Origin of the sequence: Rhizobium sp. SYY.PMSO (genome assembly GCF_046840415.1) — a bacterium.
Classification (GTDB): domain Bacteria; phylum Pseudomonadota; class Alphaproteobacteria; order Rhizobiales; family Rhizobiaceae; genus Rhizobium.
This window is the reverse complement of the sequence record NZ_CP177349.1, coordinates 2,584,916-2,607,965: the sequence shown is the minus strand read 5'-3', so window position 1 is coordinate 2,607,965 and position 23,050 is coordinate 2,584,916. Positions and strand designations below refer to the sequence as shown.

Genomic DNA, 23,050 nt, shown 5'->3' with positions numbered 1-23,050 from the left:
TATTCTTTTAACCGTGTCGAAAGACGGTCCCCAGTGCGTCGCAAAAGAGCCGTTGTGTCCGTTTTTGATTTGCGATTTGTATGGCCCATAAAATGGCGTCTTGCCTGAAGGAGTTGAGGGCGAATGCGTAAATACTCGGTTTTTGCCGTGGCACGGGAAGCGATGCGGGCTCACAAGGGCTGGGAGGCGCAGTGGACCTCGCCGGAGCCGCGCAAGGAGTATGACGTCATCATCGTCGGCGCCGGCGGTCACGGCCTCGGCGCGGCCTATTACCTCGCCAAGGAGCACGGCATCACCAATGTCGCCGTGATCGAGAAGGGCTGGCTCGGCGGCGGCAATACCGGCCGCAACACGACCATCATCCGCTCGAACTATCTCTATGAAGAGAGCATGCACATCTACGAGCATTCGATGAAGCTCTGGGAGGGGCTGTCTCAGGATCTCAATTACAATGTCATGTATTCGCCGCGCGGCGTGATGATGCTGTCGCACAATGTGCACGACCAGCAGTCCTTCAAGCGGCATATCCATGCCAACCGTCTCTACGGCATCGACAATGAATGGCTGACGCCGGAACAGGCGAAGGCTTATTGTCCGCCGCTCGATATTTCCAGCACGGCGCGCTACCCGATCAACGGCGCGGCCCTGCAACGCCGCGGCGGCACGGCGCGCCACGACGCGGTCGCCTGGGGCTTTGCCCGCGCGGCGTCCGATCGCGGTGTGCATATCATCCAGAACTGCGAAGTGACCGGCATTCGCCGCGGACCGGATGGCCGCGTCACGGGCGTCGAAACGAGCAAGGGTTTCATCGGCGCCAAGAAGATCGGCGTTTCCGCCGCCGGCCACACCACCGTCGTCATGCAGATGGCCGGCGTGCGCGTGCCGCTGCAGTCGAGCCCGCTGCAGGCGCTGGTTTCCGAGCCGCTGAAACCGATCTTCCCCTGCGTCGTCATGTCGAACACGGTGCATGCCTATATCTCGCAGTCGGACAAGGGCGAGCTCGTCATCGGCGCGGGCACGGACCAGTACAATTCCTACAGCCAGACCGGCGGTCTGCAGATCATCACCCATACGCTGGATGCCATCTGCGAGCTCTTCCCGATGTTCCGCCGCGTGAAGATGATGCGCTCCTGGGGCGGCATCGTCGACAACACGCCGGATCGCTCGGCGATCCAGTCGAAGACGCCGGTTCCGGGCCTTTACGTCAATTGTGGCTGGGGCACGGGCGGTTTCAAGGCGACGCCGGGCTCGGCCAATCTCTTTGCGCATCTCATCGCCCGCGACGAGCCGCACAAGTTCAATGCCGGGCTTACGCTGGATCGCTTCCGCACCGGCCGATTGATCGACGAGGCGGCCGCGGCCGCCGTGGCGCACTGATGCCGGCGGCGGTCGGGATCGTCCTTGCGGCCGGGCTTTCATTGCCGGCCGGGACGATCGCGACCGCAGTCAACGATCTCATTCCGGGGGCCGGGGATTTTCGCATGCAGGTGATCCACAAGGCGAGGGGCGAGGCCGGCTGGCCGTTCGCGGCCGAAAGCGGAACGCTGATCTGCGCCAAGGTGCTGAACAAGCCGGCCGTTTATTTCGTGCCGAAGCAGACGCCGGAGGCGACACGGGCTTTCCTGCTCGATACGGATCTTCTGGGCATGAGCCTGGTCAATATCGGAATGACCAGGGTGCTGGAACCCTACGGATCGCTGGAGGCGCTGCTGAAGCGCATAACACCTTTCGTCACCATGGGACGGCGGCTCTGCGCGCAGCCTCCCGGTACGAGCCTTTCGGGCTCCGAGCTTTAACACAGGTAGAAAACGATGCTGCTGATTTACTGCCCCTATTGCGAGGAAGAGCGTTCGGAACTGGAATTCCGCAATGCCGGCGACGCGCATATCGTGCGGCCGGCCAATATTGCCGGAATCTCGGATGAGGAGTTCGAGGAGTATTTCTTCCTGCGCGACAATCCGAAGGGCCTGATTTTCGAGCGCTGGCGGCACATTCATGGCTGCGGCCGCTTCTTCAATGCGGCGCGCGACACGGTGAGCGATCACTTCTACCGCACGTATAAAGCCGGCGAGCCGAAGCCGGACCCCGCGACGCTGCTGCCGGGTGCGCCCGAGCCGGCCGTCCAGAGCCAGAACGAACAAGAGCAGACGGCACAAAAAGAGGGATTTGCTGAATGAGCGGCGCCAATCGTATCGCGGGCAAGGGACGTCTGACGCCGGCCAGAACCGCCCGCTTCACCTTTGACGGCAAGAGCTATACCGCGCTGGAGGGCGATACCGTCGCCTCCGCCCTGCTTGCCAACGGCGTCCATCTCGTCGGCCGCTCGTTCAAGTATCATCGTCCGCGCGGCATCCTGTCAGCCGGGGCCGAAGAGCCGAATGCGCTGCTGGATATCTCCCGCGATGCGGCGCGGCGGCAGCCGAACGTGCGCGCCAGCGTGCAGGAGGTCTTCGACGGCATGAAGGCGCAGTCGCAGAACCGCTGGCCGTCGCTCGCCTTCGATGTAGGCGGCGTCAACAATCTCATGTCGCCCTTCTTTGCCGCCGGCTTCTACTACAAGACCTTCATGTGGCCGAAATCGGCCTGGAAGCATATTTACGAGCCCTTCATCCGTCGTGCTGCCGGTCTCGGTGTCGCGCCGACGGAAGAGGACCCCGATCACTACGCCAGCCGCTATGCCCATTGCGACGTCCTCGTCGTCGGTGCCGGTATTGCCGGCCTTTCCGCCGCGCTGGCTGCCGCCGAAACCGGCGCCAAGGTCATCCTCTGCGACGAGCAGCCGGAAGTCGGCGGCGCACTGCGCTTCGATACGGGTATCAGGATCGGCGGCGTCGAGGGCTATGACTGGGCGCAGGATGTCGCCGCCAGGCTCGAGGCGATGCCGAATGTGCAGGTGCTGACCCGCACGACGGCCTTCGGCTATTACAATCACAATTTCTTCGGCCTTGCCCAGCGAGTGACCGATCATCTGGCGAAGCCCGGCCGCAACCTGCCGCGCGAGCGCCTGTGGCAGGTCCGCACCAAGCGCGCCATCCTGGCGACTGGCGCCATCGAACGCCATATGGTGTTTCCGAACAACGACCGGCCGGGCATCATGCTCGCTTCGGCTGCGCGCGCCTATCTCAATCATTACGGCGTCGCCGTCGGTGCCAAGATCGGCGTGTATACGGCGCATGATTCCGCCTATGAAGCGGCGTTCGATCTCAAGCGCGCCGGGGTTTCCGTTGTTGCCATCGTCGACAGCCGCGCGCGGCCGGGCGAGGCGGTGCTCGCCGAAGCGAAGCGGCTCGGCATCGAGGTCATGACCGATTACGCCGTCGTCGATACGGCCGGCAAGCTGCGTGTTTCCTCCATGACCGTGGCGCGCAACGGCAGCTCCGCCAGGCGCAAGATCGCCATCGACGCCCTGCTGGTTTCTGCCGGCTGGACGCCCTCCGTTCATCTCTTTTCGCAGTCGCGCGGCAAACTGAAATTCGATGCCGAGAAGCAGCGTTTCCTGCCGGGCACCTATGTTCAGGATTGCCTTTCGGTCGGTGCCTGCAACGGCACGGATGGCTTGCAGGCCGCAATCGAGGAATCGCTTGCCGCCGGCGAGCTGATGGCGCGCGCCAGCGGCAGCACCAATGGCGGCGAGAAGATCCAGCTTCATGCCGAGCAGGCCTTCGAATGGACCGGCGGCATGATCGGCGCTGCCGAAGGCGCCGGGCCGGACACGAATGCCAAGGCTTTCGTCGATTTCCAGCACGATGTCTGCGCCAAGGATATCCGCCTTGCGGTGCGCGAGGGCATGCATTCCATCGAGCATATCAAACGCTTCACCACCAACGGCATGGCCTCCGACCAGGGCAAGCTTTCCAACATGCACGGGCTGGCGATCGCCGCCGAAATGCTCGGCAAGGATATTCCGCAGGTCGGTCTCACCACCTTCCGCGCGCCCTATACGCCCGTCACCTACGGCACGCTGATCAGTCATTCGCGCGGATCTCTCTTCGATCCCGCCCGCAAGACGCCGATGCATGCCTGGGAAGAGGCGCATGGCGCGATCTTCGAAGATGTCGGCAACTGGAAGCGCGCCTGGTTCTATCCGCGTGCTGGCGAGACGATGCATCAGGCCGTCAACCGCGAATGCCGCACGGCGCGCGAAGTGGCCGGCGTGTTCGACGCCTCGACCCTCGGCAAGATCGAAGTGGTCGGTCCTGACGCGGCCGAGTTCCTGAACCTGATCTACACCAATGCCTGGGATACGCTGAAGCCCGGCCGCTGCCGCTACGGCATCATGACCCGCGAGGACGGCTTCGTTTACGACGACGGCGTCGTCGGACGCCTGGCCGACGACCGCTTCCATGTGACGACGACAACAGGCGGTGCGCCGCGCGTGCTGCACCACATGGAGGATTATCTCCAGACCGAATTCCCGCATCTGAGGGTATGGCTGACGTCGACCACCGAGCAATGGGCCGTCATCGCCGTGCAGGGGCCGAAGGCGCGCGAGATCATCGAGCCGCTCGTCGAGGGGCAGGATCTTTCCAACGAAGCCTTCCCGCATATGAGCGTTGCCGAATGCAAGGTTTGCGGCGTGCCGGCGCGGCTGTTCCGCGTCTCCTTCACCGGTGAAGTCGGCTATGAGATCAACGTGCCGGCCGATTACGGCCAGTCGGTTCTGGAAGCCGTCTGGGCTCGTGCAGAACCGCTGGGCGCCTGCGCCTATGGCACCGAGACCATGCACGTCCTGCGCGCCGAGAAGGGCTATATCATCGTCGGTCAGGATACCGACGGCACCGTCACGCCCGACGACGCCGGTCTTTCCTGGGCCGTTTCCAAGAAGAAGACCGATTTCGTCGGCATTCGCGGCCTGAAGCGGCCGGATCTGGTCAAGGAAGGCCGCAAGCAGCTCGTCGGCCTCGTTACGCGCGATCCGAAGGTGGTGCTGGAGGAGGGCGCACAGATCGTCGCCGATCCGAACGAGCAGAAGCCGATGACGATGCTCGGCCATGTCACCTCAGCCTACTGGTCGGAAAATCTCGGCCGCTCCATCGCGTTCGCGCTGGTTGCCGGCGGACGCGAGCGCCTGGGCAAGACCCTCTATGTGCCGATGCCCGACAAGACGATATCAGTCGAGGTGACGGATCTGGTGTTCTTTGACAAGGAAGGAGGCCGGATCAATGGCTGATCTCGCTACCCGCAAACTGCCGCTCGCCGGCCGCCACGGCGGCTCTTCGACTGTTCGACTGACGCCGGCCGCCCCCGCCAGCCGTATTTCGCTGCGCGCGCCGGCCGATTCCGTCGGCGGTCTTTCGCATGCGCTCGGCCTGCAGCTGCCGACCCGGCCGAAGACCTCGGCCAGCGGCAACGGGCGTCATGCCCTTTGGCTCGGCCCGGACGAATGGCTTGTCATCGATGAAAACGGCGCCGATCTGGTCGGTGTTGCCGGAGCGTCCGGCGCGCTGCATTCGGCGACGGATGTCTCGCATCGCAACACGGCCGTCATCGTCTCCGGCCCTGGCGCGGAAGCGACGCTTGCCGCCGGCTGCCCGCAAGACGTTTCGTTGGGAGCATTCCCCGTGGGCGCCTGCTCGCGCACGCTCTACGGTAAGGCTGAAGTGGTGATCCTGCGACTCGATGAAGAGACATTCCGCGTCGAGGTCTGGCGCTCCTTTTCCGACTATGTCTTTGGCCTTCTGGCCGAGGGTGCGGAGGATGCGGGCCTTTAGGGTCTACAGGTTTTCGAGAGTAAAGCTGAGATAAAGATCAGCTCGGCACATGATGCCGATAGTTGGCGGCAATCGATCTTGTTTGCCGCCGATTTCGGTCGCATAATGGTTGTAGTGGCGGCTGCTTTTCGCAACACTTGCCCTTAATCAGCGTGTCGTAATCAGCGACAAAAAAGGTCATGTTCATGGGCTCGAACAAGCAAAGCCTTGAAGTTGATTCCACGACATGGACCGGAATAGGGATGCAGCCGGAAATCTTACGACCTTCGGTGCGAAGCGAGTATCTTAGTATAGACTATATGTGCCGTTTCGCCTTATGGTGGAGTTTAGCGCAGGTGGTCTTACGAACAATAGAGTGGATTGTTCAAAAGGAATATTCTCTGAGTTTTCTGTATGGAAAGCCGGCTTTAGGTTTTTATATAGTCTACATTTCGCTCGCAGCCATCGCGTTTGCCATTTTGTCTTTCAGAAAAAAGTCTCGCGATCCAAAAAATCCCTAAGCCTCTTCCGGCCGATCCTTCGGGTCGAACTGCGATATGGTCGTCCATGTCGCGGTCAGCGCCGCTTTGCGCTCGTTTTCGATTTCGACGGTGACATCATAGGTCAGCATCAGCATGCTGGCGCCGCGCAGCCGCGTTTCGGCAAGCTTGAAGCGGCCGCGCACCCGTGCGCCGCATTTGACCGGCGACATGAAACGGATTTGCTCGAAGCCGTAATTGATGCCCATGGTCTGTTCGCGGATCTTCGGCAGGCCGCTATAGTTCATCGCCGAGAGTAGCGAGAGCGTCAGGAAGCCGTGGGCGATGGTGCCGCCATAGGGCGTTTCCGCCTTGGCGCGCTCGGGATCGACATGGATGAACTGGTGATCGAGCGTCGCATCGGCAAAGGTGTCGATCATCGTCTGGTCGACTGTGATCCAGTCGGAAACGCCGATCTCCGTTCCCGCAAGTTTCATGATCTCAACAAGCGAAATTTCGCTGGGCATTCCATCCTCGTCAGTCTGTGTCTCGCCAGAACGGCTCATGGAAGCGCAGAACCGATCTATTTCTTTGGTTGCCAGGCAATTCCGGACGAAGAACCAAAGTGCACTTTTCCCGGAATTGCGCCAGTGCCCTTTCTGGCGAATCCGGAATGAAAGTGCAACCGGGATCAGGTTTCCAGGAGAAAGGTGACGGAGCGGGGGGCAAGCGTGATCCGCTCGCCAGCCGCCGTTTCGCCTGTCGGGGTCAACATCGACCAGCCGCCGTTTTCCGAAGGGGGTAATGTGGCGGGAAGCTCGTTGGCGGCGCGGTTGAACAGCACGGCAAGGCGCGTCGATCGGCCGGTGGCGCGATCCTGCGTTCCCAATGCCATGCCGAGTACGGCCGCGCTCGGTGTCTCCCAATCCGAAATCGCCATCGGCGTTCCGGCAGACGAGAACCACAATACATCGCCATCGCCGTGAAAGAAGTTCATGTCGCCGAAGGCGGCGAAGCGACGGCGCAGCCCGGCAAGCCAGGCGGCATGGCCGATCAGTTCCTCGTCCAGCGTCTTCCAGTCCATCCAGGTTATCGTGTTGTCCTGGCAATAGGCGTTGTTGTTACCCTGCTGGCTGCGCCCGGCTTCGTCGCCTGCTGTCAGCATGATCGTGCCGCGCGTAGCAAAGAGCGTCGAAAGCATGGCTTCGATGTCGGCACGGCGTTTGCGCTGGATCGACGGGTCGTCCGTTCTGCCTTCGGCGCCGTTGTTCCAGGAGAAGTTCTCGTTATGGCCGTCGCGATTGCTCTCGCCGTTGGCCTCGTTGTGCTTGTTCTCGTAGGAAACGAGATCCATCAGCGTGAAGCCGTCATGGGCGGCGAGGAAATTGACGCTGCGGGTCTGCGTGCGCCCGTCGCGGCCGAAGACGGGGGAGGAGCCGGCAAGCACGGTCGCCAGATCGCCGACGCCGGTATCGCCGCGCCAGAAGCGGCGCAGGTCGTCGCGGGCGCGGTCATTCCATTCGAGGAACGGCGCTGGAAAATTCCCCAGTTGATAGCCGCCGGCGCCGATATCCCAAGGCTCGGCGATCATGATCCGATCCCGCAGCACGTCATCCGCCAGTATGGTGCGCAGCGTCATGCTTTCCGAGTCGAACCCCTTGCTGCCGCGGCCGAGCACGGTGGCGAGATCGAAGCGGAAGCCGTCTATGCCGGCACTCCGCACGAAATGGCGCAGGCTGTCGATGACGAGCTTGCGGGTTGCCGGCTGATCGCAGGCCACGGTATTGCCCGTGCCGGTATCGTTGACGAGCGTGCCGGGCTGATCCGGCTGGCTGCGGAAGTAGGTGGGATTGTCGAGACCGCGCAGAGACAGCGTCGGACCCTGGCGATCGCTCTCCCCGGTATGGTTGAAGACGAGATCGAGGATGACGGCGATACCTTCGGCATGAAGGGCGGCGACCGTTTCGCGCAGCTCTCTCACGCCGCCGGGCACCAGACGCGGGTCGAGCGCCATGAAGGCGACGGGATTGTAGCCCCAGCCGTTGGTCAGGCCGAGCGGCGGAAGATGCCGCTCATCGATCCATGCGGTGATCGGCATCAGCTCGACGGCGTCCACCTGCAGGCGCTTGAGATACGCAATGATCGAGGGATGGGCGAGGGCGCCGAGCGTGCCGCGCATCTGCGCCGGCACATCCGGATGCAGCATCGTGAAGGGCTTGACGGCGATCTCGTAGACGAGGCCGCCGGGCTGGAACAACGGCTTTGCCGGCGTGACGGCGATGTCGCGGGAGACGACCGCCTTCGGCATGAGATCCTGCGTGTCGGCGCCGAAAATGCCCAGGCGCGGATCGTAGCGAAAGGGCCGGTCGATTTCCTTGGCATAGGGGTCGACGAGCAGCTTGGACGGGTCGAACCACAGGCCCTTGTCGGGATCGTAGGTGCCATGGGCCCGCAGGCCATAGCGCGTGCCTTCTCCGGCGTCCTTCACGAAAAGACGGTGCTCGTCCCCGTCGCGGGTGAACGGCAGGCGAGCGATCTCCTTGTGGCCTTCGGCATCGAACAGGCAGAGTTCCAAGCGCTCGGCATTCCTGGACCAGACGGCAAATTCAACGCCGGCATCGGTGAGGGTTGCACCCAGGCAGCGGGCTATCGGTTCTGACATGTCTTAGGGGCTTTCCGGATGACTCGAAACTGTTCCCTTTCCTTGCTTGCGGGGAGAGGGTTGGGGTGAGGGCAGAGCACTCGGTAAATCGTGCGGTTGTGATGGATTTTGGAAGGCCCCTCATCCGGCCAATTGCCGCTTCACTTCATTCAGCAGCTTCCTGCCACCTTCGCCCCGCATGCGCGGGGAGAAGGGACTTGGGCTCTTGCCCTATCAGGTAATGACCGTCGGTGCGTCGCGGCCGGTGCGGCCCTTGATGTCGGCGATTTCCTGGGCTGCCGTGATGAGATCGGCCAGCGCTTCCTGGGTCTCGATATTGTGACGGGTCGAATCGGGCTCGTAGCGCTCGATATAGACGCGCAACGTCGCGCCCGTCGTGCCGGTGCCGGAGAGGCGGAAGACCACGCGTGAGCCGCCTTCGAAGAGGATGCGGATGCCCTGGTGCTGGCTGACGGACTTGTCGACCGGATCGTGGTAGGCGAAGTCGTCGGCGGCGGATACGGTGAGATCGCCGTATTTGGTGCCCGGAAGGGTCGGAAGCTTTTCGCGCAGCGCCGCGATCAGGCCGTTGGCGGCGTCGGTGTCGACGCCTTCATAGTCGTGGCGGGAATAGTAGTTGCGGCCGTAGGCGGCCCAATGCTGCGTCACGATATCGATGACGCTTTCGCCACGCACGGCGAGGATGTTCAGCCAGAGCAGCACCGCCCAGAGGCCATCCTTCTCGCGGACGTGGTTCGAGCCGGTGCCGGAGCTTTCCTCGCCGCAGATCGTCGCCATGCCGGCATCGAGCAGGTTGCCGAAGAATTTCCAGCCGGTCGGCGTCTCATAAATGCCGACGCCGCGCTTTTCGGCAACGCGGTCGGCCGCGCCGCTGGTGGGCATGGAGCGGGCAATGCCGGCGATGCCATGCGAATAGCCCGGGGCCAGATTGGCGTTGGCTGCGAGAATCGCGAGACTGTCGGACGGAGTGACGTAGATGCCCTTGCCGATGATGAGATTGCGGTCGCCATCGCCATCCGATGCCGCACCGAAGTCGGGCGCATCGTCGCTCATCATATCGTCGTAGAGCTCCTTGCAGTAGACGAGGTTCGGGTCGGGATGATGACCGCCGAAATCCGGTAGCGGCAGGAAGTTGCGGACCGATCCATCCGGCGCGCCGAGGCGGATCTCGAAGATTTCCTTCGCGTAGGGGCCGGTGACGGCGCTCATCGCATCGAAGGAAATACGGAAGCCGAGGCTGATCAGGTTGCGGATGGCGCCGAAATCGAACAGCTCTTCCATCAAGGCCGCATAATCTTCGACCGGATCGATGACGGAAACGATCACGCCGTCGATATCCTCGCGGCCGATGCGATCGAGGTTGATGTCCGGAAAATCCGATATCTTGTAGCTGTCGATCACCTTGGAGCGCTCATAGATGGCGTCGGTGATCTTTTCCGGCGCCGGACCGCCGTTGCCGATATTGTACTTGATGCCGAAGTCTTCCGTCGGGCCGCCGGGATTGTGGCTGGCCGACAGGATGATGCCGCCGAAGGCCTTGTACTTGCGGATGATGTTGGAGGCGGCGGGCGTCGAGAGGATGCCGCCCTTGCCGACCATAACCTTGCCGAAGCCGTTCGCGGCGGCCATCTTGATGGCCTTCTGGATGACGTCGCGGTTGTAGTAGCGGCCGTCGCCGCCGATGACCAGGCACTTGCCCTGATAGCCGTCGAGCGAATCAAAAATCGACTGGATGAAGTTTTCCGCGTAGTTGGGCTGCTGGAATACGGGAACCTTCTTTCGCAGGCCCGAAGTGCCGGGCTTCTGATCCGCGTAGGGGGTGGTGGGTACGGTTTTAATCATCGGGTTAAGCGCCTCTCGAGACTAGACTGGAGTAGAGAGCGGCGTAGCGTTCTGCGCTCCTGCCCCAGGATACGTCGGATTTCATGCCCTGCTTTTGCATCTGCGTCCAGACCTTTCGATTCTGGAAAAGATGCATGGCACGGCGCACGGCCTGCAGCAGCCCCTCGGCGGTGACGGGGGAAAATTGGATGCCGGTCGCGACCTTTGCCTGCAGCGCGGCGTGGTTGGCGTCGATAATCGTATCGTTGAGCCCGCCAGTCCGCGCAACGATCGGCAGGCAGCCGTAGCGTAAGCCATAAAGCTGCGTGAGACCACATGGTTCGAAGCGGGAGGGAATGATAATCGCGTCGCAACCGGCCTGCATCAGATGCGACATAGGTTCGTTATAGCCGGCGGAAACCCCGACGCGGCCGCGATGGCGGCCGGCTGCGGCAAAGAGCGCACCTTCCAGCGCCGGATCGCCGGCACCGAGAATGGCGAGCTTGGCGCCCATGTGGACAATCTCGCTGGAGATGCTTGCCAGAAGATCCATGCCCTTCTGCCAGGTCAAACGGCTGACGACGCAGAAAATCGGGCCGTCGTCGTTATCGAGACCGAAATGCTCGATGACGCGCTGACGGTTCGCAACGCGATCCTTCAGCGTCGCGGCATTGTAAGTCTGCGCGATCATGGGATCGCTCGCCGGATTCCAGATATCGTCGTCGATGCCGTTGACGATTCCGTAGAGATCGTATGCCCGGCTGGCGATGACGCCTTCGAGGCCCATGCCGAATTCGGGCGTCAGGATTTCCTCGGCATAGGAGGGGCTGACGGTGGTCAGTGCGTGCGCCGTCTGCAGGCCGCCCTTGAGGAAGCCGACATCGCCGTAATATTCGACGCCCTCCATGGAAAAGGCGTGGGGCGGCAGGCGCAGGCCGGGGAAGATATCGGCGCCGAACTGGCCCTGGAAAGCGATGTTGTGGATGGTGAGGACGCTCGGCAGTTCCGGCGTCGGATAGTAGCGCATGTAAACCGGCACCATGGCCGATTGCCAGTCATGCGCATGCACCAGATCCGGCCGCCAGCCGGGCATGAGGCCCGCGGCAATTTCGGCGCCTGCCAGCGACAGGGCGGCGAAACGCCGCCAGTTGTCGGGATAATCCTTGCCCGTCGCATCGACATAGGGGCCGCCGGTGCGGCTGTAATAGGCCGGCGCATCGAGCACAAGGAAAGAAATTCCGGCATGCTCGGCCTCGAGGACCGTCGCCGGTTCGCCGAGGAGGTCCGGAAACTCCAGGCGGACAACCGGATCGCGAATGGCCTTCATGACGGCGGGATAGCCCGGGATAAGGGTCTTGGTCTCGACGCCATAGGGCTTGAGCGCGCCAGGCAGGGCGCCGGCCACATCGGCCAGGCCCCCTGTCTTGATCAAGGGGAAGACTTCGGACGAAACCGAGAGAACCTTCATAAGTTACAAATCCAGCTTGTCGATCATCGATTGCGTGATCAGGCAGATGCCGCTCTCCGTACGGCGGAAACGCTTGGCGTCCAGTTCCGGATCCTCGCCGACCACCAATCCTTCCGGAATGGTGACGCCATGATCGATGACGACGTTCTTGAGCTGCGCACGGCGGCCGACCTTGACGCTCGGCAGCACCACCGCGCCCTCCAGCTTGGAGTAGGAATTCGCGCGCACGCCGGTAAAGAGCAGGCTGTTGTAGAGGCTGGCGCCCGAAATGATGCAATCGCCGGCAACGACCGAGGAAACGGCCGAACCGCGGCGGTCCTCATCGTCATGGACGAACTTGGCCGGCGGCGTGATTTCCGCATAGGTCCAGATCGGCCAGGACTTGTCGTAGATGTCGAGCTCTGGCACCACGGCGGTCAGGTCGATATTGGCCTGCCAATAGGCGTCGACCGTGCCCACGTCCCGCCAATAGGCCTCGCGCTCGAAATCGGAGCGCACGCAGGATTGCGTGAAGCGATGGGCGACGGCTTTGCCGTTCTTGACGATGTAGGGGATGATGTCCTTGCCGAAGTCGCGGCTGGAATTCGGGTCGGCCGCGTCGCGGCGCAGGCATTCGATCAGGAACTTCGTGTGGAAGACGTAGATGCCCATCGAGGCGAGCGCGAGATCGGGATTGCCGGGAATTCCCGGCGGATCGGCGGGCTTCTCGACGAAATCGATGATCTGGTCCTTGTCGTCGACATGCATGACGCCGAAGCCGACGGCCTCCATGCGCGGCACTTCCAGGCAGCCGATGGTGACGTCTGCGCCGGAATCGACGTGCTGCTGTAGCATCCATTCATAGTCCATCTTATAAATATGGTCGCCGGCAAGGATGACCATGTATTCCGGGCCGTAAGGCTCGATGATGTCGATGTTCTGGTAGACGGCGTCGGCCGTGCCTTCGTACCATTGCGTTTCCGAGACGCGCTGCGAAGCCGGCAGGATGTCGAAGCTTTCGTTGCGCTCGGGGCGGAAGAAGTTCCAGCCGCGCTGCATGTGACGGATCAGCGAGTGGGCCTTGTACTGCGTCGCGACGCCGATGCGGCGGATACCGGAATTGAGCGCGTTGGACAGCGCGAAATCGATAATTCGCGTCTTGCCGCCGAAGTACACGGCTGGTTTGGCACGACGGTCGGTGAGTTCTTTCAGGCGGCTGCCGCGCCCCCCGGCAAGAACGTAGGCCATGGCATCGCGTGCCAGCGGCTGAAAACGTTTTTCTACCATTTTATTCCTCCCTGTCCGTAGTGATCTCAAAATTCGGGTTCGAGCATGATGGTCGCCAATGGAGGCAGCGTTATCGTCGCCTGTATGCCTCCGCCTGCGTTGACGGCCTGCACTCGCCCGCCATTGCCCTTGCCGCTGCCGCCGTAGATGTCGGCATCGGTATTCAAAATCTCGCGCCACCGCCCCTCAGCCGGCAGGTGCAAGGTATAATTCTCACGATAGACTGGCGTGAAATTGGTGATGACGGCAACCGGCTTTTCGCCCGGCGCCTTGCGCAGCCACGCGAAGACCGAATTTTCGAAATCATCGACGACAAGCCATTCGAAGCCGTCTCCCTCGCAATCGCGGGCATGCAGTGCCGGCTTGCTGCGATAGGTGAAGTTGAGATCGCGAACGAGGCGACGCATGCCTTCGTGCATGCGGTATTGCAGGAGGTTCCAGTCCAGCGCGCGCTCTTCGCTCCATTCGCTCCATTGCGCGAATTCCTGGCCCATGAAGAGCAGTTTCTTGCCGGGATAGCCCCACATGAAGGCATAGTAGGCCCGCAGGTTCGCGAATTTCTGCCAGTCGTCGCCGGCCATCTTGGCGATGAGCGATCCCTTGCCGTGGACGACTTCGTCATGCGAGAGCGGCAGGACGAAGTTTTCCGAGAAGGCGTAGATCAGGCCGAAGGTCAGTTCGTTGTGGTGGTACTTGCGATGCACGGACTCGCGGGAGAGGTAGCTCAGCGTGTCGTGCATGAAACCCATGTTCCATTTGAAGCCGAAGCCGAGGCCGCCTTCATGCACCGGCTGCGACACTTTCGGCCACGAGGTCGATTCCTCGGCGATCGTCATGACGCCCGGATGCGCCCCGTAAAGGCGGGTGTTCATCGACTGCAGGAAGCGGACGGCCTCGAGGTTTTCGTTGCCGCCATATTCGTTCGGGATCCATTCGCCGTGCTTGCGGGAATAGTCGAGGTAGAGCATGGAAGCGACGGCATCGACGCGCAAACCGTCCAGATGGAACTTTTCCGCCCAGTAGAGCGCGTTGTTCAGAAGATAGGCGAGGACCTCGGTGCGGCCGAAATTGTAGATCGCCGTATTCCAGTCGGGATGAAAACCCTTGCGAGGGTCCTCGTGCTCGTAGAGCGCCGTGCCGTCGAACCAGCGCAGACCGTGCTCGTCGGTCGGGAAATGCGCCGGCACCCAGTCGAGGATGACGCCGATGCCGACCTTGTGGCAGCCGTTGACGAAGCGGGCGAAGCCTTCCGGCTCGCCGAAACGGGCCGTCGGCGCATAGAGGCCGGTGGTCTGGTAGCCCCAGGACGGATCGTAGGGGTGCTCGGTGATCGGCAGGAATTCGATGTGGGTGAAGCCCATATCGACGCAATAGGGGATAAGGCGCGAGGCGAGCTCATCCCACGACAGCATCGAGCCATCGTCGCGGCGCTGCCAGGAGCCGGCATGGACCTCGTAGATGGAGATGGGCTGGCGGCGCATGTCGACGCTTGCCCAGTGCTGGCGGTGCGCCGTATCTTCCCATACCTGCTGTAGTTCCGTTGCGGTGACGGAGGCGGTCTTGGGGCGCAGTTCGCTGCGACGGGCGAAGGGATCGGCCTTCAACGGCAGCAACACGCCGTCGTGGCCGCGGATTTCGAATTTATAGGCGACGCCGGCCGGAACGTCGGGGGCGAAAATCTCCCATATGCCGGAATCCGACCGGAGGCGCATGACATGCCGGCGGCCGTCCCAGTTGTTGAAATCGCCGACGACGGAGACGCGCTGCGCATTCGGTGCCCAGACCGCGAAATGGAAGCCCTGGACGCCTTCATGCTTCAGGGGGTGGGCGCCCATCTTGTCGAACAGGCGCAGATGCGTGCCCTGGCGGGCGAAATAGTCGTCCATCGGCCCTAAAACAGGGCCGAAGCTGTAGGGGTCGGTCACGGCCCATTCGGAATCGCCGCGCCTGGCGCGATACCGGACCGGCTGCTGCTTGGTAAGCTTCACGTCGCCGGCAAAGAAGCCTGCCGGGTCAAGGCAGTCGAGCTCGCCGATGACCGAGCCGTCGAGCGACAAGGCGGTGACGGCCTCCGCGCCCGGAATGAAGCACCGGGTCACATAGCCCTCGTCCGTCTTGTGGACGCCGAGAACGGCGAACGGATCGGAATGGGTGCCTGCGAGAATTGCAGCAACGTCGCCTGCCGAAATATCCCTCAAGCCGGTGCTGTCAGCGGGTTTCTTCGGCTTTTTCATCCGGCTCTCCAGATTTCCTTGGCATATTGACGGATCGTCCGGTCGGAGGAGAACCAGCCCATGCGGGCGGTGTTGTTGATCGTCTTGGCGTACCATTCGGACGGATTGGACCAGAGGATGTCGACTTCGCGCTGCGCCGAGGCATAAGCATCGAAATCGGCAGCGACCATGAACCAGTCGTGGCTGTAGATGCCGTCGATCAAGCCAGCGTATCGATTGCGGTCATCAGGGGAGAAGACTCCGGACGCGATGGCCGACAGCGCCTGGGAGAGCTCGCGCGAACGCTCGATGATGGCGCGGGGGTTGTGGCCATCGCTACGCAGGTTGGCGACCTCATCGGCCCGCAGGCCGAAGATGACGATATTGTCCTCGCCGACATTGTCGCGCATTTCGACATTGGCGCCGTCGAGCGTGCCGATCGTCAGCGCGCCGTTGAGGCCGAACTTCATGTTGCCGGTGCCCGATGCCTCCATGCCTGCCGTGGAAATCTGCTCGGACAGGTCGGCGGCGGGAACCATGACCTCGGCAAGCGAGACATTGTAGTTCGGCACGAAGACGATCTTCAGCAGGCCGCGCACCGACGGGTCGTTGTTGACGACGCGGGCGACATCGTTGATCAGCTTGATGATGAGCTTGGCGTTATGGTAGCTCGGCGCCGCCTTGCCGGCGAAGAGCTTGACGCGCGGCTGCCAGTCCAGCTCGGGATGCGAGCGGATCTGGTCGTAAAGCGCCACGGCCTCGATCACGTTCAGCAGCTGGCGCTTGTATTCGTGAATGCGCTTGATCTGGATGTCGAACATCGCATTCGGGTCGAGCTTGATGCCCATGCGGCTGGCGACGAGATTGGACAGCTGCACCTTGTTGGCGCGCTTGACGGCGGCGAACTTCTCCTGGAAGGCGCTGTCGCGGGCGAACTGGTCCAATGGCTTCAGCTGCTCGGCATCGTCGAGGAAAGCGTCGCCGATGGTTTCGCGCACCAGGCTGGTGAGACCGGGATTGCACTGCATTAGCCAGCGGCGCGGCGTAATGCCGTTGGTCTTGTTGTTGATGCGGTCGGGGTAGAGCTTGTGCAGGTCGGCAAAGACCGTGACCTTCATCAGGTCGGTGTGAAGCGCCGAAACGCCATTGATCGAGTGCGAACCGACGAAGGCCAGATTGCCCATGCGCACGCGGCGATCGCCGTTCTCGTCGATCAGCGAGATCGAGCGGATTTCCGTGTCGCTGAAATTGCGCAGCTTGCGGGCTTCCATGAGGATCTTGGCGTTGATCGCGTAGATGATCTGCATATGGCGCGGCAGCAGCCGCTCGAACAGCGGCACCGGCCAGCTTTCCAGCGCTTCCGGCAGCAGCGTGTGGTTGGTGTAGCCGAACGTATCGCGGGTGATATCCCAGGCCTTGTCGAAATCGAGGCCGTGCACGTCGACCAGCAGCCGCATCATTTCAGCCACCGAGACCGCCGGATGCGTGTCGTTCAGCTGGATGGCGACCTTTTCGGACAAGTTGGTCAGATCGTCGTATTGCTGCAGATGGCGGCGCAAGATGTCCTGCAGCGAGGCGGAGGAGAAAAAGAACTCCTGGCGCAGGCGCAGCTCCTGGCCGGCAGGCGTTGCATCCGCCGGATAGAGAACGCGCGTCAGGCTTTCCGCCTTGTTGCTTTCGCGCAGCGCGCCGATATGGTCGCCGGCGTTGAAGGCATCGAGCAGGATCGGATCGATCGGCTGGGCTGACCAAAGGCGCAGCGTGTTGACGCGATGGCCGCGCCAGCCGACGACGGGCGTATCGAATGCCGTGGCAATGACCCGCTCGGCGGGCTTCCAGACGTAGCGCGGCTGATCGTCATGGCTGCTGACAGTCTCCACAGTGCCGCCGAAGCCGATTTCGTAAGAGCTCTCCTGGCGCTCGAACTCCCAGGGGTTGCCGTGCGCCAGCCAGGTTTCAGGCAGTTCCACCTGCCAGCCGTCAGCCATCTGCTGGCGGAAAAGGCCATGCACGTAGCGGATGCCGTAACCGTAGGCGGGCACGTCGACGGTCGCCATGGATTCCATGAAACAGGCGGCGAGACGGCCAAGGCCGCCATTGCCAAGGGCAGCGTCCGGCTCGAGGCCGGCAATGACGCGGATATCGACACCGAGCGAGGCGAGCGCGTTGGTGATTTCCTCCATCAGGCCGAGGTTGGAAACCGCATCGCGCATCAGGCGGCCGATCAGGAACTCGAGAGACAGGTAGTAGACGCGCTTGGCGTCCGTCTCGTAGACGTTGCGGGTCGATTCGATCCACTTGTCGATGACGCGGTCGCGAATGACAAGGATCGTCGCCGTCAGCCAGTCGTGCGGTTTAGCAACCTTTGCATCCTTGCCGATGCGATACGTCAGGCGCTCGATGATTTCTTCGGCAAGGATTTCAGGGCGGGAACTGCGCGGCGCGGGAACGGGGAGATCGGCCTTCGTCAAGTTATTCATACTATCAACTCTCGCCATTTGTGATGTATATTCAGGGTGTTACGCCTGCATATATCGAATTGCCTTTCCGTTTCACTATCAGTTTACGCATTGATGTAAAGCAGTTGCAACAAGCGAGTTGGGCAGATGCGAAAATAGCCGCGAAACGTTTGCCAATGCCGGGAAAAGACTTGATTCCGATGGTGTTTCGGGCTTTTATTCGCGCATCGATAAAACGAAAAGCCTCGCGATACGAGTATCGCGAGGCTTTTTCTTTCGTGTCGACCTTCTGTTGCCTGGGGCGCTGGCGCAGCATGCTCACTTGGTCAGGAGCGTCATTTGCTTCGACGTTTCCGTGGCGATCGTCGTAAACGCCTTGAACAGATCCGCCGCGCTTTGTGGAGTAAAATAGTCGGAGGTCGATGTCGCGCAGTACTTCAGCAAAGCCTGGCCGTTTTCCGGTGCCATAAAGGCAATCGTATACACATGGATGCCATTGCTGCGGGCTTTGTCGCATTGTTCCTTAGTCTTTGTATCGGCGTTCGACACGTTATTGTCGCCATCGGTCATGAAGACGATGTACATGGTCGGATTTATAACGCCGCTCTTGTCCTTGTGTTGGAGCTGCTCATACGTCAGGCCCGACGTCGTGGACGTTTTTGTCAATGCGTCGACAGCGGCCGTAAAAGCGGGGGCCGAATTCGTGCTGCCGCTTGAGGTCAGGTTATTGACGTAGCTGGTGACGCCGCTCGTGCCCCAGGCCAGAGCCGTGGGCGTCTGAGCCACAGAATTATAGGAGTCCGCGCCGGTGCGGACGTACATCATATTGGGATCTGCGCTATTTAACTGCGCGGCCAAATTGGCGGTCGCAATCTTCAGCGATTCCATTTTGGTGTAATAATTGGTCGCAGTGGTTTTACATGTGCCGTTCTGTCTTGTCTTCGTGCATATCGTCGGTTGTTCGGCATTAACCGTATCGGTGGTTTCGTCCATGGACCCGGAACGATCCAAAACGAAATACATCGACAAGGCATTCTTTTGAGTTTCGGAGGTTTTTCCGCTGACTGAGGTGCTTGACGCACTAATGTTCATCGAATTCTGGCCAATCAAGCGGGTCATGCTGTTCACCGACATCGAATACGACGCGTTCACAACAACCGAATAGCCGGAGTTTCCGGAGGAATCGGTCGTTTTCGTCACTGTGGTTGTGGTGGCAGCTTTAAGCGAATTCGCAGCGTCCGTATTTCCGGCAAGATAATTTGACATCTGCCCGAGGACGAAATTGTTCGCAAGATCCTTGGCGGTCGTCGTCGTCGCACTGCCATCGGCAAGCGCAGTCGCCGAGGCGAGCGCGGCAGCATCGGTCGCCGCCTGAAGCTCGCTGTGTGACAGCGACATGTTCGTGACATCGATAGCTATCCCGCCGGCAACCGCCAGCACAGGGATCGAGATCGCCGTCAGGATGCCAAAGTTTCCGGCTCTATCACGTAAAAGTTGCTTGAATGCGCGAAGTAAATCGGAGCCGGCAATCATCATGTCCGCCTATTGAATAGAGTTATGGCCTCAGGAATGGCGGGACTATCAATTACAAATGTTAGTTGAACGTTTAAACGATCGGTTGTTTTTTAACAAACAGCCCGTTTGGTCTCAATTTGAACTGATTTTCTACTATTTCAATTTATGCTATTTTAGCGGAATGACATCAACGGCCTGAACAGTCTTCTGGTTGCCGTAGCTTTTGAGCACGCCGATAACGGGTGCGACATCGGAATAGTCACGGCCATAGGCGACGACGATATGATCCGTGCCGGCGGGAATGTTGTTGGTCGGATCAAGCTCAATCCAGCCTGCCGTTTCCCCGCACCAGACGCGTACCCATGCGTGCATGGCGTCGGCGCCTTCGAGCCGTTCCTTGCCCGGCGGCGGAATGGTGCGCAGGAAGCCGCTGACATAGCCGGCGGGAATGCCGAGGCTGCGAAGCGCGATGATCATCACATGCGAAAAATCCTGGCAGACACCGCGTTTCAGGCGGAAAGCCTCCTTCGGCGTGGTGTCGACCGTCGTCGCCTTGGGATCGTAGGTGAAATCCTTGTGTATCTGCGCGCAGACCGCATGCGCGATCTGCAGCGTCGTCAGGTTCGTGGTCTTCCATCGCCGGGCATAGTCGGCAATCTCGCCCGTTTCGGGCAGGCGCGGGCTGCTGCCGAGAAAGTGATGGGGGGAGGAGGGATCGATCGACCAGCAGTCGCCGATCTCCACGGGCAGTTTGGCAAGCAGCGGCGAGAAATCGGCGGCAACCGGCTGGCTTTCCACCTGCACGCGCGCCTGCATGCGGATATCGAGCCTTTCATGCGGATCGCGCACCAGGATCGAGGTCGCAGGGTGCTGGAAGAAATCCGTGAAGTTCGATTGCTCGTCCGGGCCCGGGGTTACTTTCAGCGAACCGGCGACCAGCCGCTGCCGATGGGGCAGGGAGAGCGGCATGATGCGCAGAATATGGCGCGCGCCGCTCGCAGGCACGTCGTAGATATAGCCCATGTGAAGCGAGAGATCGTAGAGCATCACGTCATCCGAGATAGGTGCGCGCCAGCAGGTCGGAAAGCCGCTCCAGTTCGCGTGCCAACTGGTGGTAGACCTCGACGGTCATCGTTTCCGGCGTCATGACGGCCAGCCCCGAATGCAGGCGCATGGCCTCGCGGTAGAAGGGCGACATCTGGCCGTTGACGAAGGCGTTCGGCAGCTGCTCGACCTCGCGGTGGATCTCGTTCATCTGGAAGAGGATCGAGCGCGGGTTGAGGGGATCGAGCGCCAGCAGGTCCGTCACCGTCAGGCGGGCGGTATTGACGTTGTAGCGGCGGCGGTGGGTCATGACGCTGTCGCCGATTTCCAGCAGCATGTCGAGCGCTCCATCAGGCGCATCGGGGCCTGACATGTGGCCGAGCAGCCGCGTCATGTGCAGGCCGCGTTCGATGTAGCGCCCGAGCGACAGGAAACGCCAGCCGGTGAAGCGATACATGTTTTCGTGCACGAGACCGGCAAAGCCCGCCAGCTTGCGCAAGAGGATCGTCATGGCATGACTGGCGTCATCGCCGCGCTTGACCCTTTCCTTGAAGCGGCGCGCGGTCGTGGCGAGATCGTTCAGCGCGAGCCAGCCGTCCGGAGAAAAACGATCGCGGATGTTGCTGGCGGAATAGACGGCACTGTCGATGTTGCGCAGCAGGTTTTCCGGCACCGCCTGCCTGGTGTCGATGTCGATGGCGGCAAGATAGGCCGTAACATCGGCAAGCAGCGGCTGGTTCGGGTCCGCCGATTCGGCGAAACGCCCATGCCAGGCACGCAGGATGCGCAATGCGCCTTCGGCTCGCTCGATATAGCGGCCAAGCCAGAAGAGATTGTCGGCGGCGCGGCTCGGCAGGCTGCCCGGCATGTTGCGGGTAAAGGTTTCCTCGGCCGGCAGCAGCGTATGGGCTTCGACGGGCTTGTCGGAGACGATCCAGACATCGGCGGCCGAGCCGCCCGATTGCATGGCGATGGCGGCGACATCGTCGCCGCTGCCGATGCGGGCAAAGCCGCCGGGCATGATCTGCCAGCCGTCTTCCGTACGGGCGGCGAAGACGCGCAGGCTCATCGGCCGCGGCGTCAGCTTGCCGTTGACCCAGGCCGGCGTGGTGGAAAGCGTGACGACCTCCTGGCCGACCAGCTTGTGGCCCTCGGTCGCCAGCCAGTCCGCGATCGAATCGCGGGCGGTGCTGCGCAAGGTCGATCCCAGTACGGACTGGCCGTTGTCATCGAAGAAGGGCATGCAGGAATAGGCCGGGCCGATGACCATCTTCTCGATGCTGGCGGCGACATGATCGCGCTCGCTTTTCTGGCCGCACCACCAGGTCGCGATCGACGGCAGCTTCAATTCCTCGCCGCGCAGATGCCGACAGATGGTGGGCATGAAGGCAAGCAGCGCCCGCGTCTCGAGGATGCCGGAGCCGAGTGCATTGACGATCGTCACCGTCTGCGCCCGCAGGGCCTCGACCATGCCGGGCGTGCCGATATGCGACAGCTGGTTGAGCTCCAGCGGATCGGCGTAGGCCGCGTCGAGGCGGCGCCAGAGCACGCTGATGGGCCGCAGTCCGGCGACCGTGCGCACCATCAGCTGATCGTCGACGACGGTGATATCTTCGCCTTCCAGCAGCATGAAGCCGAGATAGCGGGCGATATAGGCGTGCTCGTAGTAGGTCTCGTTGGCTGGACCCGGCGTCAGGACGGCAACGCGTCCTTCGCCGCTGCGTTTGCCGCCGAGCAGGGCGTCGCGAAAGGCGCCGAAGAAGGAGGCGAGGCGGTGGACCCTGGTTTCGGCATAGATATCGGAGAAGGCGCGGGTCGTGGCGACGCGGGTTTCCAGTGCGAAGCCGGCGCCGGACGGTGCCTGCGCGCGGTCGGCCAGCACCCACCAGTTGCCGTCCGGGCCGCGGCCGACTTCGAAAGCCAGGAAATGCAGATAATGACCGCTTGCGGGTTTGACGCCGACGAGCGGCCGCAGGAATTCCGGATTTCCGCCGATCAATGCCGGCGGCAGTAGGCCCTCGCTCACCAGCCGGCTGTCGCCGTAGATGTCGGCGATGATGGCTTCGAGCAGGTCGGCACGCTGGCGCAGACCCTCGGAAAGCGCTTGCCACTCGCGTTCGTCGATAAGCACGGGAATATGCGAGATCGGCCAGCCGCGTTCGCTGACGCCCGTGGTCCCATAGGCCCGGTAGAAAACGCCGGCATCGCGCAGGTAGCGGTCGGCGCGCGCGAAACGCTCCGTCAGCTCCTGCTCCGGCATGCGCGACAGCGCCGCCAGAAAGTTCTGCCAGACCGGGCGGACTGTACCGGCATTGTCGACCATCTCGTCGGCGACGCCGGGCAAGGGACGATAGGCAAAGGCCGCACCCTTGCCGATGCCGGTCTTTGCGTCGTCCCGCCGTTTCGTCGCCGGTTTTCTACCCATTACAGTTC

15 protein-coding genes are annotated in these 23,050 nt (G+C 61.8%); 5 read left to right on the top strand and 10 right to left on the bottom strand.

Annotation, left to right across the window (positions count from 1 at the left end; all coding sequences use genetic code 11):
• Positions 1-123: 123 nt before the first annotated feature.
• The 5 genes from ACJJVH_RS12720 to ACJJVH_RS12700 are packed head-to-tail and all read left to right on the top strand — an operon-like array spanning position 124 to position 5,711.
• Entirely contained in the window at positions 124-1,377 is a 1,254-nt protein-coding gene (locus ACJJVH_RS12720; protein WP_112800606.1) for a sarcosine oxidase subunit beta family protein, read from the top strand.
• Positions 1,377-1,796: a hypothetical protein gene (locus tag ACJJVH_RS12715; protein WP_412064086.1), complete on the top strand. Its 420-nt coding sequence runs from the start codon at positions 1,377-1,379 to the stop codon at positions 1,794-1,796. The genes ACJJVH_RS12720 and ACJJVH_RS12715 overlap by 1 nt, the downstream gene beginning before the upstream one ends.
• Before the next feature lie 15 nt (positions 1,797-1,811).
• Positions 1,812-2,177, top strand: a complete 366-nt coding sequence (locus ACJJVH_RS12710; RefSeq protein ID WP_112800608.1) for a sarcosine oxidase subunit delta — start codon at positions 1,812-1,814, stop codon at positions 2,175-2,177.
• Entirely contained in the window at positions 2,174-5,170 is a 2,997-nt protein-coding gene (locus ACJJVH_RS12705; protein ID WP_412064085.1) for a sarcosine oxidase subunit alpha, read from the top strand. Before ACJJVH_RS12710 ends, ACJJVH_RS12705 begins: the two co-directional genes overlap by 4 nt.
• Positions 5,163-5,711, top strand: coding sequence for a sarcosine oxidase subunit gamma (locus ACJJVH_RS12700; RefSeq protein ID WP_412064084.1), 549 nt, complete (start codon positions 5,163-5,165; stop codon positions 5,709-5,711). The genes ACJJVH_RS12705 and ACJJVH_RS12700 overlap by 8 nt, the downstream gene beginning before the upstream one ends.
• Before the next feature lie 496 nt (positions 5,712-6,207).
• Here ACJJVH_RS12700 and ACJJVH_RS12695 read toward each other — a convergent pair whose 3' ends face one another.
• The 10 genes from ACJJVH_RS12695 to ACJJVH_RS12650 form a co-directional block, all read right to left on the bottom strand.
• Positions 6,208-6,696 (bottom strand): MaoC family dehydratase, encoded by a 489-nt coding sequence (locus ACJJVH_RS12695; protein WP_412064083.1) that lies wholly within the window; start codon positions 6,694-6,696, stop codon positions 6,208-6,210.
• A 164-nt stretch (positions 6,697-6,860) separates the two neighbouring features.
• Entirely contained in the window at positions 6,861-8,831 is a 1,971-nt protein-coding gene (glgX, locus tag ACJJVH_RS12690) for a glycogen debranching protein GlgX (RefSeq protein WP_412064082.1), read from the bottom strand.
• Between the two features lie 213 nt (positions 8,832-9,044).
• Positions 9,045-10,673, bottom strand: a complete 1,629-nt coding sequence (locus ACJJVH_RS12685; protein ID WP_113356252.1) for an alpha-D-glucose phosphate-specific phosphoglucomutase — start codon at positions 10,671-10,673, stop codon at positions 9,045-9,047.
• A gap of 4 nt (positions 10,674-10,677) precedes the next feature.
• Positions 10,678-12,120, bottom strand: coding sequence for a glycogen synthase GlgA (glgA, locus tag ACJJVH_RS12680; protein ID WP_112800622.1), 1,443 nt, complete (start codon positions 12,118-12,120; stop codon positions 10,678-10,680).
• Positions 12,121-12,123: 3 nt separating this feature from the next.
• The gene (gene glgC / locus ACJJVH_RS12675) at positions 12,124-13,386 is read right to left on the bottom strand and encodes a glucose-1-phosphate adenylyltransferase (RefSeq protein WP_112800624.1); all 1,263 of its coding nucleotides are present in this window, start codon (positions 13,384-13,386) and stop codon (positions 12,124-12,126) included.
• A 26-nt stretch (positions 13,387-13,412) separates the two neighbouring features.
• The gene (gene glgB / locus ACJJVH_RS12670) at positions 13,413-15,620 is read right to left on the bottom strand and encodes a 1,4-alpha-glucan branching protein GlgB (protein ID WP_112800626.1); all 2,208 of its coding nucleotides are present in this window, start codon (positions 15,618-15,620) and stop codon (positions 13,413-13,415) included.
• Positions 15,617-18,079 (bottom strand): glycogen/starch/alpha-glucan phosphorylase, encoded by a 2,463-nt coding sequence (locus ACJJVH_RS12665; protein WP_112800628.1) that lies wholly within the window; start codon positions 18,077-18,079, stop codon positions 15,617-15,619. Before ACJJVH_RS12665 ends, glgB begins: the two co-directional genes overlap by 4 nt.
• 297 nt (positions 18,080-18,376) lie before the next feature.
• Positions 18,377-19,594: a vWA domain-containing protein gene (locus ACJJVH_RS12660; RefSeq protein WP_412064081.1), complete on the bottom strand. Its 1,218-nt coding sequence runs from the start codon at positions 19,592-19,594 to the stop codon at positions 18,377-18,379.
• 147 nt (positions 19,595-19,741) lie between these two features.
• On the bottom strand, positions 19,742-20,620 hold the full coding sequence (locus ACJJVH_RS12655) for a transglutaminase family protein (protein ID WP_412064080.1): 879 nt from the start codon (positions 20,618-20,620) through the stop codon (positions 19,742-19,744).
• A gap of 4 nt (positions 20,621-20,624) precedes the next feature.
• Positions 20,625-23,042, bottom strand: coding sequence for a circularly permuted type 2 ATP-grasp protein (locus ACJJVH_RS12650; protein ID WP_112800630.1), 2,418 nt, complete (start codon positions 23,040-23,042; stop codon positions 20,625-20,627).
• Positions 23,043-23,050: the final 8 nt, after the last annotated feature.

Excerpts from the sequence above, each read along its gene's own strand:
- ACJJVH_RS12705 (WP_412064085.1), top strand. The coding sequence starts at position 2,174 with ATGAGCGGCGCCAATCGTATCGCGGGCAAGGGACGTCTGACGCCGGCC.
- ACJJVH_RS12720 (WP_112800606.1), top strand. The coding sequence starts at position 124 with ATGCGTAAATACTCGGTTTTTGCCGTGGCACGGGAAGCGATGCGGGCT.
- ACJJVH_RS12700 (WP_412064084.1), top strand. The coding sequence starts at position 5,163 with ATGGCTGATCTCGCTACCCGCAAACTGCCGCTCGCCGGCCGCCACGGC.
- glgB (WP_112800626.1), bottom strand. The coding sequence starts at position 15,620 with ATGAAAAAGCCGAAGAAACCCGCTGACAGCACCGGCTTGAGGGATATT.
- ACJJVH_RS12715 (WP_412064086.1), top strand. The coding sequence starts at position 1,377 with ATGCCGGCGGCGGTCGGGATCGTCCTTGCGGCCGGGCTTTCATTGCCG.
- ACJJVH_RS12655 (WP_412064080.1), bottom strand. The coding sequence starts at position 20,620 with ATGCTCTACGATCTCTCGCTTCACATGGGCTATATCTACGACGTGCCT.
- glgX (WP_412064082.1), bottom strand. The coding sequence starts at position 8,831 with ATGTCAGAACCGATAGCCCGCTGCCTGGGTGCAACCCTCACCGATGCC.
- ACJJVH_RS12710 (WP_112800608.1), top strand. The coding sequence starts at position 1,812 with ATGCTGCTGATTTACTGCCCCTATTGCGAGGAAGAGCGTTCGGAACTG.
- ACJJVH_RS12660 (WP_412064081.1), bottom strand. The coding sequence starts at position 19,594 with ATGATGATTGCCGGCTCCGATTTACTTCGCGCATTCAAGCAACTTTTA.
- ACJJVH_RS12685 (WP_113356252.1), bottom strand. The coding sequence starts at position 10,673 with ATGATTAAAACCGTACCCACCACCCCCTACGCGGATCAGAAGCCCGGC.
- ACJJVH_RS12665 (WP_112800628.1), bottom strand. The coding sequence starts at position 18,079 with ATGAATAACTTGACGAAGGCCGATCTCCCCGTTCCCGCGCCGCGCAGT.
- glgA (WP_112800622.1), bottom strand. The coding sequence starts at position 12,120 with ATGAAGGTTCTCTCGGTTTCGTCCGAAGTCTTCCCCTTGATCAAGACA.
- ACJJVH_RS12650 (WP_112800630.1), bottom strand. The coding sequence starts at position 23,042 with ATGGGTAGAAAACCGGCGACGAAACGGCGGGACGACGCAAAGACCGGC.
- glgC (WP_112800624.1), bottom strand. The coding sequence starts at position 13,386 with ATGGTAGAAAAACGTTTTCAGCCGCTGGCACGCGATGCCATGGCCTAC.
- ACJJVH_RS12695 (WP_412064083.1), bottom strand. The coding sequence starts at position 6,696 with ATGCCCAGCGAAATTTCGCTTGTTGAGATCATGAAACTTGCGGGAACG.